The sequence below is a fragment of the Rhodanobacter sp. C01 genome (assembly GCF_002001045.1).
Classification (GTDB): domain Bacteria; phylum Pseudomonadota; class Gammaproteobacteria; order Xanthomonadales; family Rhodanobacteraceae; genus Rhodanobacter.
Window position 1 is genome coordinate 519,619 of record NZ_MUNR01000014.1, and the last position, 14,354, is coordinate 533,972.

At 63.4% G+C, this 14,354-nt stretch carries 14 protein-coding genes; 10 read left to right on the plus strand and 4 right to left on the minus strand.

Features of this window, described 5'->3' with window-relative positions:
- Positions 1-63 precede the first annotated feature (63 nt).
- From queA to secF, 5 genes are all read left to right on the plus strand, one after another.
- Complete coding sequence (queA, locus tag B0E50_RS16535; protein ID WP_077442407.1) at positions 64-1,095, plus strand: tRNA preQ1(34) S-adenosylmethionine ribosyltransferase-isomerase QueA; 1,032 nt, start codon at positions 64-66, stop codon at positions 1,093-1,095.
- 26 nt (positions 1,096-1,121) lie between these two features.
- Entirely contained in the window at positions 1,122-2,264 is a 1,143-nt protein-coding gene (gene tgt, locus B0E50_RS16540) for a tRNA guanosine(34) transglycosylase Tgt (protein WP_077442408.1), read from the plus strand.
- Positions 2,265-2,512: 248 nt separating this feature from the next.
- On the plus strand, positions 2,513-2,842 hold the full coding sequence (gene yajC, locus B0E50_RS16545) for a preprotein translocase subunit YajC (RefSeq protein WP_077442409.1): 330 nt from the start codon (positions 2,513-2,515) through the stop codon (positions 2,840-2,842).
- A 100-nt stretch (positions 2,843-2,942) separates the two neighbouring features.
- Positions 2,943-4,832, plus strand: coding sequence for a protein translocase subunit SecD (gene secD, locus B0E50_RS16550; RefSeq protein WP_077442410.1), 1,890 nt, complete (start codon positions 2,943-2,945; stop codon positions 4,830-4,832).
- A 9-nt stretch (positions 4,833-4,841) separates the two neighbouring features.
- Positions 4,842-5,804, plus strand: a complete 963-nt coding sequence (gene secF / locus B0E50_RS16555; RefSeq protein ID WP_077442411.1) for a protein translocase subunit SecF — start codon at positions 4,842-4,844, stop codon at positions 5,802-5,804.
- A 153-nt stretch (positions 5,805-5,957) separates the two neighbouring features.
- Here secF and murU read toward each other — a convergent pair whose 3' ends face one another.
- The 4 genes from murU to B0E50_RS16575 all read right to left on the minus strand — a co-directional run bounded on the left by murU (position 5,958) and on the right by B0E50_RS16575 (position 9,424).
- On the minus strand, positions 5,958-6,662 hold the full coding sequence (gene murU, locus B0E50_RS16560; protein WP_077442412.1) for an N-acetylmuramate alpha-1-phosphate uridylyltransferase MurU: 705 nt from the start codon (positions 6,660-6,662) through the stop codon (positions 5,958-5,960).
- On the minus strand, positions 6,659-7,675 hold the full coding sequence (locus B0E50_RS16565; protein WP_077442413.1) for a phosphotransferase: 1,017 nt from the start codon (positions 7,673-7,675) through the stop codon (positions 6,659-6,661). The genes murU and B0E50_RS16565 overlap by 4 nt, the downstream gene beginning before the upstream one ends.
- Before the next feature lie 80 nt (positions 7,676-7,755).
- A complete protein-coding gene (locus B0E50_RS16570; RefSeq protein ID WP_077442659.1) occupies positions 7,756-9,096 on the minus strand; it encodes an ammonium transporter in 1,341 nt (446 codons plus the stop codon).
- Complete coding sequence (locus tag B0E50_RS16575) at positions 9,086-9,424, minus strand: P-II family nitrogen regulator (protein WP_077442660.1); 339 nt, start codon at positions 9,422-9,424, stop codon at positions 9,086-9,088. The genes B0E50_RS16570 and B0E50_RS16575 overlap by 11 nt, the downstream gene beginning before the upstream one ends.
- Positions 9,425-9,662: 238 nt before the next feature.
- Here B0E50_RS16575 and B0E50_RS16580 point away from each other — a divergent pair, with 238 nt between their 5' ends.
- Genes B0E50_RS16580 through sufD form a run of 5 tightly spaced genes read left to right on the plus strand, consistent with a single transcriptional unit; the run spans position 9,663 to position 14,309 of the window.
- The gene (locus tag B0E50_RS16580) at positions 9,663-10,118 is read left to right on the plus strand and encodes an SUF system Fe-S cluster assembly regulator (RefSeq protein WP_077442414.1); all 456 of its coding nucleotides are present in this window, start codon (positions 9,663-9,665) and stop codon (positions 10,116-10,118) included.
- 8 nt (positions 10,119-10,126) lie between these two features.
- The gene (gene sufB, locus B0E50_RS16585) at positions 10,127-11,596 is read left to right on the plus strand and encodes a Fe-S cluster assembly protein SufB (protein WP_168170901.1); all 1,470 of its coding nucleotides are present in this window, start codon (positions 10,127-10,129) and stop codon (positions 11,594-11,596) included.
- 3 nt (positions 11,597-11,599) lie between these two features.
- Complete coding sequence (locus tag B0E50_RS16590; RefSeq protein ID WP_139350902.1) at positions 11,600-12,253, plus strand: carboxypeptidase-like regulatory domain-containing protein; 654 nt, start codon at positions 11,600-11,602, stop codon at positions 12,251-12,253.
- Between the two features lie 2 nt (positions 12,254-12,255).
- On the plus strand, positions 12,256-13,008 hold the full coding sequence (gene sufC, locus B0E50_RS16595; RefSeq protein WP_077442417.1) for a Fe-S cluster assembly ATPase SufC: 753 nt from the start codon (positions 12,256-12,258) through the stop codon (positions 13,006-13,008).
- The gene (gene sufD / locus B0E50_RS16600; RefSeq protein ID WP_077442418.1) at positions 13,005-14,309 is read left to right on the plus strand and encodes a Fe-S cluster assembly protein SufD; all 1,305 of its coding nucleotides are present in this window, start codon (positions 13,005-13,007) and stop codon (positions 14,307-14,309) included. The genes sufC and sufD overlap by 4 nt, the downstream gene beginning before the upstream one ends.
- The last annotated feature ends 45 nt before the right edge of the window (positions 14,310-14,354 follow it).

The following is a 14,354-nucleotide window of genomic DNA, read 5'->3' on the forward strand; positions in this document are numbered from 1 at the left end:
CTGCGCGCATCGCCCGGCGCGCTGCGGGATAATGACCCATTTCCGCGTGCTGGCCGAACCCCCTTGAAGAAGTCCGATTTCGATTTTGAGTTGCCCCCCGAACTGATCGCGCAGGCGCCGTTGCCCGAGCGTTCGGCCAGTCGCCTGCTGCTGCTCGACGTGCATGGGCAGTCACGGCAGGACCGCATGTTCCGCGAGCTGCCCGACTTTCTGCGGCCGGGCGATCTGCTGGTGTTCAATGACACGCGCGTGCTGCCGGCGCGACTGTACGGGCGCAAGGATACCGGCGGTGCCGTGGAGATCCTGATCGAGCGGGTTACCGGTGCGCATGAGGCGACCGTGCAGCTCGGGGTGAGCAAGAAGCCGAAGGAGGGTGGCCGGATCGAGTTGGCTGATGGCAGCCATGCGGTGGTGCTGGGGCGCGACGAGGGTTTCTTTCGATTGCGTTTCGAGGCGCCGGAACCGCTGGAGAAGCTGCTGCTCAAGCTTGGCGAAATGCCGCTGCCACCGTATATCGAGCGACACGCCGACGCCAGCGACATGGAGCGTTACCAGACCGTATTCGCGCGCGAGCCAGGCGCCGTGGCTGCCCCGACCGCTGGCCTGCATTTCGACGAGGCCATGCTGGCCACTCTGCGCGAACGCGGCGTCGAGTTCGGCTACATCACCCTGCACGTGGGTGCGGGTACGTTCCAACCGGTGCGTGCGGATGATCTGAAGGATCATCACATGCACCGCGAATGGCTCAACGTGGGTGCCCACCTGATCGGGCAGATTCGGCGCGTGCGCGCGAATGGCGGCCGGGTGATTGCTGTCGGCACCACGGTGGTGCGTGCGCTGGAAAGCGCCAGCAAGGATGGCGAGCTGCACCCGTTCTCGGGCGAGACGCAGATTTTCATCTTTCCCGGTTACCGCTTCAGCAGCATTGACGGGTTGCTCACCAACTTCCATCTGCCGCAATCGACGTTGCTGATGCTGGTATCGGCCCTGGCCGGACGCGAGTACATGCTCGACGCGTATCGCCATGCGGTCGAACAGGGTTACCGGTTTTTCTCCTATGGCGACGCGATGCTGATCCTGCCGGAGGGCAGCTGAGCGGTGGCCGCGGTTAAACTGGGCGGATGACTGCCATGAATTTCGATCTCTTCGCCACCGACGGTGCCGCGCGCCGCGGTCGCCTCACCTTTGCCCGCGGTACGGTGGAAACGCCGGCGTTCATGCCGGTGGGTACCTATGGCTCGGTCAAGGCGATGACGCCGCGCGACGTCACCGAGATCGGTGCCGAGATCATCCTCGGCAACACGTTCCACCTGTTCCTGCGGCCGGGGCTGGAGATCGTCGAGCAGTTCGGCGGTCTGCACAAGTTCATCGGCTGGGACAGGCCGATCCTTACGGATTCGGGCGGCTTCCAGGTGTTCTCGCTGGCGCACAAGCGCAAGATCACCGAGGAAGGTGTGACCTTCGCCTCGCCGGTCGACGGTTCGAAGGTGTTCCTGTCGCCGGAAGTGTCGATGCAGATCCAGAAGACGCTGGATTCGGACATCGCGATGATCTTCGATGAGTGCACGCCGTATCCCGCCACCGAGAAAGTTGCCAGCGATTCGATGGAACTTTCGCTGCGCTGGGCCGAGCGCTCGCGCCGTGCGTTCGACGACCTGCAGCGTGTCGATTCAAAGCCGCCGAACGCGCTGTTCGGCATCGTGCAGGGCAGCGTGTACGAGAACCTGCGTCAGCGCTCCGCGGCAGGGCTGGTGAACATCGGCTTCGACGGCTATGCGGTTGGTGGCCTGGCCGTGGGCGAACCGGAAGCCGAACGCAATCATGCGCTGGATTTCACCGTGCCGTTGCTGCCGCAGGACAAGCCGCGTTACCTGATGGGCGTGGGACGCCCGGAGGACATCGTCGAGGCGGTGCGTCGCGGCATCGACATGTTTGACTGCGTGATGCCGACCCGCAACGCGCGCAATGGCTTCCTGTTCACTGCCGAGGGCACACTGCGCATCCGCAATGCGAAGTACGCGCTGGACACCCGCGTGATCGAGGAGGGCTGCGACTGCTACGCCTGCAGCAACGGCTTCAGCCGCGCCTACCTGCGCCATCTCGATCGCTGCAACGAGATCCTCGGCAGCCAGCTCGCCACTATCCATAACCTGCGCTATTACCAGCGCCTGATGGCGGGTCTGCGCGAGGCGATTGCGGGTCGTGCGCTGGATACCTTTGTGGCGGAGTTCTACGCGCAGCGCCAGAGTGCGGTAACTCCATAGGAGTTCGGCACGGGCTCGATACGCAAGAGAGGACGGTGCAGGATGGCCATTGCGCGACCCGCGACCAGCGCATCATCCCGCCGGCCGGGCTTGCAATGGCTCGTTCTGCCCTCAGTAGGGCAGGGGTACATGGTTCGGGGTGCCATGAGTTGCCGTGCATGCACTGAGGGTGCATGGCATAATCAAAGATCTTTTATCGGGCGTTCAGCTGAAATCCCTGCTGGCGCCATAACTTGCGAGACAGACCGATGAGTTTTCCGATCTCCCCCGTGATCGCCCAGGCTGCTGCGCAGCCCGCCGGTGGCGGCATATCCATGATCATCATGATGGTGGTGCTGTTCGGCCTGATGTATTTCATGATGATCCGCCCGCAGATGAAGCGGCAGAAGGAACATCGCGAGTTGGTTGCCGGTCTGGCCAAGGGTGACGAGGTGGTCACCAACGGTGGCATCGCCGGGCGCGTGGACGAAGTGGGCGAGACGTTCATCACGGTCGAAATTGCTGCCAACGTGAAGGTCAAGGTGCAGAAGGGCGCGGTCCAGCAGGTGTTGCCCAAGGGCTCGCTGAAATCCGTCTGATCGACTGATGCCAGGCGTCGCCCGGCGGCTCTTGGCATGCGACCACTACCAATTTTGCTACCGCCGCGGGCTGCTGCCGCGGCCTTGATGGATTCAGGGCATGAGTGATTTTCCCCGCTGGAAGTACGCGCTGGTCGCGCTGGTGATGCTGTTCGGCATCATCTACGCCTTGCCGAATGCATTTATCCCTCTGCCGGCCGTGCAGGTCACCGCCAATCGCGATGCGCCGCCGATTGACCAGTCCATACAGCAGAAGGTCACGACGGCACTGGCTGCGCAGCACATCGCTGCCGGCGAAGTGAGCGTGCAGGGCGACCATCTGCTGGCGACCTTCGCCAATAGCGACGTGCAGAAGAGCGGCGCGGATGCCATGAAGGCGGCGCTGGGGGACGGTTACACGGTGGCGTTCAAGCTGCAGTCGACCGTGCCGGGCTGGCTGCGCGCGATCGGTGCGCGTTCGATGCCGTTGGGCCTCGACTTGCAGGGCGGCGTGCACTTCCTGATGCAGGTCGACGAGAACGACGTCATCGACAAGCAGGAAAACAGCTACGCGGACGATATCCGCAGCCTGCTGCGCGACAAGAACATCCGTTACGAATCGGTGGCGCGCAATGCCGTGCGCGGACAGGGCATCGCGGTGATCCTGCGTTCTGCCGATGACCGCGCCAAGGCGTCCGACGCGATCGCCAACGAATACACCGACCTGCTGGTGGCGAATGGTGCCAGCACCGGCGACCGCTTCGTGCTCAATGCCACGGTGAAACCGGAGAAGTTGCGCGACCTGTCGCGCAGCACGATCACCCAGAACCTGGGCACGCTGCGCAACCGCATCAATGCACTGGGCGTGTCGGAGCCGTTGATCCAGCAGCAGGGTGACAGCCGCATCGTGGTCGAGCTGGCCGGTGTGCAGGATCCGGCCGAGGCCAAGCGCCTGATCGGTGCCACCGCCACGCTGCAGTACCGTGCCGGCATTGGCCAGGCCGGTGACCCGGCAGCGCAGGAAGCCGCGAGCACGGGCAATATTCCGCCGGATGCCAACTTGTTCTACATGCGTGGCAGCAACCCGCCGGTGCCGGTGCTGGTGAGCAAGCGCATCATCGTCACCGGCAACGAGCTGGTGGATGCCGCCTCGGGCATCGACCAGCAGAGCGGCACGCCGAAGGTTGACGTCACCCTGAATGCGGCGGGCGCCAAGAAGATGGGCGACTTCACCAATGCCAACGTCGGCAAGCCGATGGCGGTGGTGTACGTCGAGCGCGTCACCGAGACCAAGATGGTCGACGGCAAGGAAGTGCGTACACCGAAGATCACCGAATCGGTGATCAACGACGCCACCATCCAGAGCGCTTTCAGCAAGCAGTTCCAGACCACCGGCTTGGCCAGCCCGAAGGAGGCGTCCGATCTGGCCCTGCTGCTCAAGGGTGGTGCACTGGCCGCGCCGGTCGACATCGTGGAGGAGCGCGTGATCGGCGCCAGCCTCGGCCAGGACAATATCGATCAGGGCTTCAAGGCGGTGATGCTCGGCCTGGCCCTGGTGCTGCTGGCGGCGGCGATCTACTACAAGCTGTTTGGCCTGGTCGCCGACATCGCGCTGTTCTTCAACCTGGTGATCCTGGTGGCGGTGATGTCGCTGATCGGGGTAACCCTGACCATGCCGGGTGTCGCCGGTATCGTGCTGACGCTGGGCATGGCGATCGACGCGAACGTGCTGATCTGCGAACGCGTGCGCGAGGAACTGCGCAACGGCTCGACGCCACACGCGGCGATCCGCGCCGGTTACGAGAAAGCGTGGTCGACGATTCTCGACGCCAACGTCACCCACCTGATCGCCGCGCTGGCGTTGACCACGATGGGCACCGGTGCGATCAAGGGCTTCGGTGTGACGCTGATGATCGGCATCCTGACCTCGCTGTTCACCTCGGTGACGCTGACCCACGCGTTCACTGCGCTGATCCACGGCAACCGCAAGCTCAAGACGCTGTCGGTCTAAGGAACCATCATGGAAATTTTCAATCACGACAGCAACATCCCGTTCCTGGGAATGCGCAAATACAGCATCGCCATCGCCATCTTCCTGATGATCGCTTCGGTCGTGCTAATTGCGACCAAGAGCCTCAACTACGGCCTGGATTTTACCGGCGGCGTCTCGATGGTGGTCGACTACGACCAGTCGGTGCAGATTGCCGACGTGCGTGCGGCGCTGGACAAGGGCGGTCTCGACCACGCCGTGGTGCAGAGCCTGGGCGGTACCCGCGAGGTGTCGATCCGCATGCAGCCGAAGGACGACAAGACCGCCACGCAGACTGATGGCAAGGTCAACCTGGACACTATTTCTGCCGATGTCCTCAAGATGTTGCAGGCGGCGCGTCCCGATGCCAAGTTGAAGAGCCGCGATTACGTCGGTTCGGAAGTCGGCGCGGAGTTGCGCAGCGACGGCACCGTGGCCGCGGTGTTCGTGATCCTTGGCATCATGGCCTACCTGTGGATTCGCTTCGAGCGCCGCTTCGCGATTGCGGCGGTGGCCACCGAAGTGCACGACGTGCTGGTGACGCTGGGCATCCTGGCGCTGGTGCAGCGCGAGTTCGACATGACCGTGCTGGCCTCGGTGCTGGCGGTGATCGGTTATTCGATCAACGACAAGGTGGTGGTGTTCGACCGCATCCGCGAGCTGTTCCGTCTGGCGCGCAAGGCCGAACCGGAGGAAATCCTCAACCGCTCGATCAACAACACGCTGTCGCGAACTATCATCACCTCGCTGTTCACCGCGATCACCATGGGCGCGCTGTACATCTTCGGCGGCCCGGTGGTGCACGGTTTCGCCGTGACCATGCTGATCGGCATCCTGGTCGGCACGTTGTCGTCGATCTTCGTCGCCAGCCCGATCCTGCTGTGGCTGGGCGTGTCGAAGACGGACCTGATGCCGGTGACCAAGGAGAACCCTGAACTGGCGCGGCGTCCCTGAAGACGCGATCGCTCGCGCAGCGAGTGATTCCATCTTTCTTCCCCTGCTGCGGGGGAGGATGCCTGAAGGGCACAAGGGGAAGCCTGATCAGAAGTAGAAACGGCCCGGTTTATACCGGGCCGTTTTCGTTGGTGCGGGCGTGGTGTGCTTGCGTTACCCGCGCAGTTCGGATTCCAGCTGTGCCAGCCGTTCCGGCGTTCCGACATCCGTCCATGCGCCGCGATGATGTGAGCCATCGACCTTTCCACATGCCATCGCCATCTCCAGCAATGGCCGCAGCTTGAAGCGCGGCGGTTTCGCATCGACACCGGACGCATCGCGGACAGCTTCGCGCCAGCCATCCAGCAGTTCACGGCGGAATACGCCGATGCCGCTGTAGGTGAGCCGGGGTTCGCCGTCGTCGTGCAGGCATCCCTCGGTGTCCAGCCGGAAATCGCCACGCGGATGATGCGCGGGGTTGTCCGCCATCAGCAGGTGAGCGAGGCCCTCGGGTTCGGCTGGCAACACGCTGAAGTCGGCATTGCACCACACGTCGCCACTTGCCACGAGGAACGGTTCGGAGCCGAGCAGCGGCAGCGCGTTCAACATGCCGCCGCCGGTTTCCAGTGGTGTCACGCCTTCGTAGGCATAGCGGATGCGCAGACCCCAGCGCGAACCGTCGCCAAGTGTGCCGGGGAACTGTTCGGCCAGGTGCGAGGTGTTGATCACCACGTAGTTCACGTCGATCGCGGCGAGTTTTTCCAGATGCCACACGATCAGCGGCTTGCCGCCAACTTCCAGCAACGGCTTGGGCGTGTGGTCGGTGAGCGGACGCATCCGCTCGCCAAGACCGGCGGCGAAGATCAGCGCGTGCCTCATGCGGCAGCCGCCTTGGTCAGGTCGCGGCCTTGGGTGTGCCGTTCGAGCAGGGCGACGAAATCGGCCAGCTCCGGATAACTGCGCGCCACCGAAACCACATAGTGATAAACGCGCGGCACGTCGGCGAGATAGCCGGGTTTGCCGTCGCGATACCACAGGCGGTAGAACTGCCCCAGCACACGGATGTGGCGATGCAGGCCGGTCAGGTCGAACCAGCGCAGGAAATGCGCACGGTCGATTTCGCGGTCGATCAGGCCTGCATCGACGAGTAGCCGCCGATAGGACTCCACCCAGATCTCCACGCGTTCACGCGGCCAGACGATGTAGGCATCGCGCAGCAGTGACGCGAGGTCGTAGGTGATCGGGCCTGCCAGCGCGCCCTGAAAATCTATAATGCCGGGATTATTGCTTTCCACGATCAGCAGGTTGCGGCTGTGGAAATCGCGATGCACGAAACAGCGCGGCTGCTGCAGCGCATTCCTGATCACCACATCGAAGGCCGCTTCCAGAACGTCCCATTCGCCGCAGCTCGGCGTATGGCCCAGGTGCCGGCTGAGGAACCATTCCGGCATGACCTCTAGTCCGCTCACCAGCATGGCATGGTCGAATGGCGGCAACCCGCTGCAGTCCATCCGGGTCTGCATGCGTAGCAGCGCATCCATCGCATCGCTGTAGAGCGCATCGGCACTCTGCTCGTTCAAGGCCGGCAGGTAGAGGCGCGAGCCGAGATCCTCGATCAGCAGAAAGCCCTGTTCGAGATCCTGCGCGTGCACGGCCGGCACATGCAGACCAGCGGCAGCCAGCCGCGCACCGATCGCCAGCCATGGACGCGGATCCTCCTGCGTCGGCGGCGAGTCCATCACGATCCAGCTCTGGCCTTGATGCTGCGCACGCCAGTAGCTGCGGAAGCTGGCATCGGCGGAGGCGGATGCCAGCGTGAGGGTGGGATCCCCGAGGGCCCGGCGGGTCCAGGCAAGGCGGGCGGTGGCGCGGTCTTGGGTGCTGCTGTCCATGAGGTCGATCGCTGGAAAATCACGAACAGCTTAGAGCCTGTTCGTGATTTCTGCGCGGCACGCACCGCAGGGCGTCGGTCTCAGGTCAGGTTGTAGGCGCGCTCCTCGTGCTCGGCGATATCCAGGCCCATCTGCTCCTGCTCGGCATCGACACGCAGGCCGATGGTGCGGTCGAGCAGTTTCAGGATGCCCCAGCTGAGCAACGCGCTCCAGACGATGGTGAAGCCCACGCCCTTGGCCTGAATCCAAAGCTGAAGCAGCGGCGAGGTCACCGTGCCGAAGCCGCCCAGCTTCGGTGCGGCGAACGGACCGGTGAGCAGGGCGCCGATGATGCCGGCGATGGCATGTACGCCGAACACGTCCAGCGAGTCGTCGTAACCGAGCTTGTGCTTGAGTCGGGTGGCGGTGAAGAAGCACACCGTGCCCGCAACAAATCCGATCAGCAGGGCACCGCCAGGTCCCGCCGTGCCGGCTGCAGGCGTGATCGCCACGAGGCCGGCCACTGCGCCCGAGGCGATGCCCAGCACGCTGGCGCGCTTGTGGATCGCCCATTCCACGGCTGTCCAGCCGATCGCGGCCGCGGCAGTGGCGATCTGGGTTACCAACATGGCCATGCCGGCACTGCCGTTCGCCGCCACCGCCGAGCCGGCGTTGAAGCCGAACCAACCCAGCCACAGCAGGCTGGCGCCGATCACGGTATAGCCGAGGTTGTGTGGTGGCATGTGCGTCTGTGGCCAGCCACGACGCTTGCCGATCACCAGGCAGGCCACCAGGCCAGCGATGCCGGCATTGATGTGCACTACGGTGCCGCCGGCAAAATCGAGTACGCCGAGGTCGCCGAGCAGCGAGCCGGGACCGCTCCACACCATGTGCGCCACCGGCAGGTAGACGAAGGTCAGCCACAGTCCGCTGAACCACAGCATCGCGCTGAATTTCATGCGCTCCGCATAGGCACCGATGATCAGCACCGGCGTGATGATCGCGAAGGTCAGCTGGAACATCACGAACACGCTTTCCGGCACGGTCTGGTAGAGCGTGTCCGGCTTCAACCCGGCGAGCATGGCCCGATCCAGGCCACCGATGACCGAATGCCAGTTCGTCACGCCGGCGTGCATGCCCTGCGTACTGAAGGCCAGCGAGTAGCCGTAGAGCATCCACAGCACGGTGACCAGTGCGGTGATCGCGAAGCACTGCATCATGACCGACAGCAGGTTCTTGGAACGCACCATGCCGCCATAGAACAGCGCGGCGCCGGGTATCGTCATCATCAGCACGAGCATGCTGGCGACGATCATCCAGGCGGTATCTCCGCTGTTCAGCACCGGCGCAGGTGTGGCTGGGGCAGGCAAGGTCTGGGCGACGGCGGACAGTGGTGCGGCGAAACTGGCGCCGAGTATGAACATGACTCGCTTAGAGCGCATCGGCATCGACCTCCTGCGTGCGGATGCGGATCACCTGATCGAGCTCGCCAATGAAGATCTTGCCGTCGCCGATCTTGCCGGTGCGGGCTGCGCCGCTGATCGCCTCGATCGCGTGGTCGAGGCGGTCGTCGCTCACTGCCACCTCGATCTTCAGCTTGGGCAGGAAGTCGACGACGTACTCGGCGCCGCGATACAGCTCGGTATGGCCGTGCTGGCGACCGAAACCCTTCACCTCGGTCACTGTCATCCCCTGCACGCCGGCTTCGGCCAGCGCCTCGCGTACGTCGTCCAGCGTGAACGGCTTGATGATGGCCGTGATCCACTTCATGGCAGGCTCCTCGTGGTTGCTGGTATTGCATTGCAGCACGATGCGTGCCATCACGATGTGGCGGAAAATGGTTTGAAATTTCAATGATTTGTTCTGATTCCAGGCAGCGTAACGCACGGAAACTGGGCAGTTACCTGGATGATTGCACTTCATTGGTGCATGAGTCCGGATTGACCACGATGCTTGTAATCAGTACCATTTTAGTCCCGATTCAAATCGCCTCCATTCCGATCAGCTCATGCTCCGTGTCAGCCGACTGACCGACTACGCCACCGTGGTGATGACCTGCATCGCCGCGCATCCGGATGACGTGCTCAGCGCGGTGCAGATTGCCGAGGAGGCGCATCTCGAGCTGCCGACCGTGAGCAAGTTGCTGAAGGCGTTGGGTCATGCCGATCTGGTCGAGTCGTTCCGTGGCGTCAATGGCGGTTACCGGCTGGCCCGGTCGGCCAGCGAGATTTCGCTGGCCGAGATCGTCGAGGCGCTGGAGGGCCCGATCGGCATGACCGAATGCAGCGTGGCGGAAGGCCAGTGCGATCGTGAATCGCAATGTGGCGTGCGCGGCAGCTGGCAACGGATCAGCAGCGTGCTGGACAACACCCTGCGCGCCGTCAGCCTGGCCGAAATGCTCAAACCGTTGCCGAACCGACGCATCGCGGTGACCGTGAAGACCGGCGAGGCCACCACCGAATGAATGACACCATGACCCGCGAAAGCATCACTGCCGCCGCCACGCTGCGCGACAACGCCGGGGTGGCCGAGGCGCTGGGCCGCAGCTATGCGGCCGGCTTCGTCACCGAGATTGAGATGACCGGCCTGCCGCCGGGCCTGGATGAGGAAACCGTCCGCCAGATTTCCGCGATCAAGCAGGAACCGGCGTGGATGACCGAGTGGCGGCTTGAGGCCTATCGCCACTGGCTGACCATGCCCAAACCCGATTGGGCCAAGCTCAAGATCGATCCGATCGATTACCAGGCGATCAGCTACTACGCCGCGCCCAAGGCCGGCCCGAAGTCGCTGGCCGAGGTCGATCCGACGTTGCTGGAAACCTACGAGAAGCTGGGCATTCCGCTGCACGAACGTGCGGCGCTGGCGGGCGTGGCGGTGGATGCGGTGTTCGATTCGGTCTCGGTCGGCACCACCTTCCGCAAGCAGCTGGCCGAGGCCGGCGTGCTGTTCTGCTCGATGAGCGAGGCGATCCGCGAATACCCCGAGCTGGTGCAGAAGTATCTCGGCAGCGTGGTGCCGACTGGCGACAACTTCTTTGCTGCATTGAACTCGGCGGTGTTCTCGGACGGCAGCTTCGTGTTCATCCCGAAGGGCGTGCGCTGCCCGATGGAACTGTCGACCTATTTCCGCATCAACGCGCAGAACACCGGTCAGTTCGAACGCACCCTGATCGTGGCCGAGGAAGGCGCCCACGTCTCCTACCTCGAAGGCTGCACCGCGCCGAAGCGCGACGAGAACCAGCTGCACGCGGCGGTGGTGGAACTCGTGGCGCTGGAAAAAGCGCAGATCAAGTACTCCACCGTGCAGAACTGGTATCCGGGCGACGAGAACGGCGTCGGCGGCATCTACAACTTCGTCACCAAGCGCGGCGACTGCCGTGGCGATGACTCGAAGATCAGCTGGACCCAGGTCGAAACCGGTTCGGCGATCACCTGGAAATACCCCAGCGTGCTGCTGCGCGGTGACCGTTCGGTGGGCGAGTTCTACTCGGTCGCGCTGACCCACCACTACCAGCAGGCTGACACCGGCACCAAGATGATCCACCTCGGCAAGCACACCAAGTCGAAGATCGTCGCCAAGGGCATCAGCGCAGGGCGCAGCTCAAACAGTTATCGCGGCCTGGTCAAGATGGAGAAGGGTGCCGAGGGCGCGCGCAACTACACCCAGTGCGACTCGCTGTTGATCGGCAAGAAGTGCGGCGCGCATACCTTCCCGTACATGGAAGTGAAGAATCCCACCGCGATCGTCGAGCACGAGGCAACGACCTCGAAGATCTCCGACGACCAGATGTTCTATTGCCGTTCGCGCGGTATCGGCGAAGAGGACGCGGTGTCGATGATCGTCGACGGCTTCTGCAAGCAGGTTTTCCGCGAACTGCCGATGGAATTCGCGGTGGAAGCGAAGAAACTGCTGGAAGTATCGCTGGAAGGTGCGGTGGGCTAATGCATGTCAACGGCCGGCGCAGCCGGCGCGTCATGGCATCGTGGCGAGCACTTTCCGGGCCGGATGACGTCATCACTTGCCCATGTCCACCCCCTTCATGCCAACGTAAATTCAAATCGGGCAAACTCAAGGAAGCACAGCATGAAATTGTTTTCCAGCGTATTGATGGTTGCCACGGCAGCAGCGCTTTCGGGCTGCATTCCCGTCAAGCACCACGATCTCACCGCCCCGCAAATCAGCGGTACGGTGACTCGCGCCGGTGTGCCTGTGTCGGGCATGCACGTGCAGCTGGCTGATGTGCTCGATGACAACGGCGTCCCCACGCCCGATGCGCTCAAAGATGATGCGGTGACGGACGAGCAGGGACATTTCACCGTCGGTCCGCTCTATCGCGTGACGAAGAAGAAGGCCTCGATACCACTGGTGAACGTTGACCTGCATACCGTGCCGTGGGGTTTGCGCCTGTCCGCCGACGACAAAAAATGGCATGCGGGATGGCTTTCGGACCCGACCATGCTGGGCGACGTGCCGAAAGCGCCGATTTCCGCCATGTGTGACCTCTCGGTGGACAGCAAGTCCAGCGCGGTCGATGGTGACCTTGCAGTCATGGGCAACGGCCCGTGCATCCTGCAATTGATCGTGAAAAAGAAGAAGTGAACATGCTGAAAATAGAAAACCTGCACGCCCGCGTCGAGGGCAAGGAAATCCTCAAGGGGCTCAGCCTCAGCGTGAATGCGGGTGAGGTGCACGCGATCATGGGTCCGAACGGCGCCGGCAAGTCGACGCTCGGGAACGTGCTTTCCGGCCGTGACGGTTACGAGGTGACTGCCGGCAGCGTGACCTACAACGGCATCGACCTGCTGGCGCTGGAGCCGGAAGTGCGCGCCGCCGCCGGCGTGTTCCTGGCGTTCCAGTATCCGGTGGAGATTCCCGGCGTCAACAACACCTACTTCCTGCGCGCGGCCTTCAATGCGCAGCGCAAGGCGCGTGGCGAGAAAGAGTTCGACTCGATGCAGTTCCTCAAGCTGGTGCGCGAGAAGCTCAAGGTGATGCAGATCTCCGACGAACTGCTGCACCGCGCGGTCAACGAAGGCTTCTCCGGCGGCGAGAAGAAGCGCAACGAGATTTTCCAGATGGCGGTGCTGGAGCCGCAGCTGGCGATTCTTGATGAAACCGATTCAGGCCTGGATATCGACGCGCTCAAGCATGTCGCCGATGGCGTCAACGCTTTGCGCTCGCCCGATCGCGCGTTCCTGATGATCACCCACTATCAGCGCTTGCTTGATTACGTGGTGCCGGATTTTGTGCACGTCCTGGCCGATGGCCGCATTGTCGAGAGTGGCGACAAGTCGCTGGCGTTGAAGCTGGAAGAACACGGCTACGCCGGCCTCGGCGAGGGGGCTGCGGCATGAGCCAGGCGGCGCCGCTGCCGTTGGTCGCGTCCCTGCTCGATATGCCGCTGCCTGCCAGCGGCATCGCGTGGCTGGATGCGGCACGACAGGAGAATCGCGAGGCATTTGCGGCCGGCGGATTGCCCGATACGCGAGTGGAAGCGTGGAAGTACACCGCGCTGCGTGCGCTTGGCAAGCGCAGCTTTGCGCGTGGCGATGCCGCTGCAACTTCGCGTGCGGTAGCTGCGTCGACGTTCGCGTTGCCCGGCGTCGATGGGCCGCGACTGGTCTTCGTCAATGGCGTGTTCCGTGCCGATCTGTCGGCACTCGATGCATTGCCGGAAGGGCTGACCTTGCAGCCGTTGTCGCAAGCGTTGCATGGTGATGCGGAACCGTTGCGTTTCGTGTTGTCGCGACATTACCGCGAAGTGGACGATGCGTTTGTCAGCATCAATGCTGCCAGCGCCGTCGATGGCGTGGTGCTGCGCGTTGCCGCCGGCGTGAAGGTCATTGCACCGGTCCAGCTGGTATTCGTCGGTGCGGCTACGCACGTCGAACTCGCCTGGCATCTGCGCAACGTGATCGAGCTGGGCGAAGGTGCCGAGCTGGGCCTGATCGAGCAGCATGTTTCCGACGCCGAGCCGACGCAGCTGGCCACCGTGGTCAGCGATATCGAACTGCGCGAAGGCGCTCAACTTCACCATACCGTGCTGCAGAACGTCGCGGTCATTGCCAGCCTGATTCGTCGCAGCAGCGTCCGCCTGCATGCGCATGCACAGGCAATGCTGCATGTTCTCGAGCTTGGCGGTGCTCTGGTGCGCCACGACCTGCGCGCGGAGCTGGTCGGCGACGGGGCGCGGTTCGATACCCGCGGCGTGTTCATGCCGCACGGCCGCCAGCATATCGACACGCAGTTGGCGATTCGTCACCAGGCGTTGAGCACCACGTCTACGTCGACCTGGCGCGGTGTCGCCAATGACCGCGCGCGTGGCGTGTTCCGCGGCGCGATCGTGGTGGAACCCGGTGCCGACGGCAGCGACGCCAGCCTCGGCAACAAGAATCTGTTGCTGTCGCCCAGCGCCGAGATCGACACCAAACCTGAGCTGGAGATCTATGCCGACGAGGTCAAGGCCGCGCATGGAGCCACCGTTGGCCAGCTCGATGAGCGCTCGCTGTTCTATCTGCGTTCGCGTGGCATCCCGCTGGCGGAAGCGCGCGCGCTTCTGACGGCTGCGTTCTGTCGCGCGGTGCTGGACGATCTGCCGAACGAGGTGCTGCGCGAGCATCTGTCTGCGTTGCTGACAGCGCATCTGCCTGCCTGAATTCCTTTCCCGCAAACAGGGCAGGGAGCCCTTTGGACCCTCTTG